The 302-nt window shown below is 77.8% G+C and carries 1 pseudogene; it reads right to left on the reverse strand.

What is annotated here, in order from left to right:
- Nucleotides 1-302, reverse strand: a pseudogene (locus WDW90_RS38775) (glycosyltransferase); the annotation flags it as partial.

Consider the following 302-nt stretch of genomic DNA (forward strand, 5'->3'; position numbering starts at 1 on the left):
TCAGGATCGACTGGGTCAGCGAGGCCGGCAGCGGCCGGGCGCCGAGGCGCGCGAGCGTCGCGTCGGCGTCGGCGCGCACCGGGTTCGTGAAGGCGATCGCGGCCGCCGCCCCGATCGCCGCGTGCCGCGCCTGCTCGGCGGCGTCGCGGGCCGGCGGCAGGCCGGGCCCGAGCGGCGCCCCGTCCGGCCGGTCGTGGAACAGGAAGCTGACGTTGTAGCCGCCGACCGGCGGGCGCGGCGCCTCTGACAGGAGGAGCGGCAGGATTCCGAGGAACATCGTGCCGGCGACGATCAGGTCGGGC

It is taken from the genome of Methylobacterium nigriterrae (assembly GCF_037106235.1).
Lineage (GTDB): Bacteria > Pseudomonadota > Alphaproteobacteria > Rhizobiales > Beijerinckiaceae > Methylobacterium > Methylobacterium nigriterrae.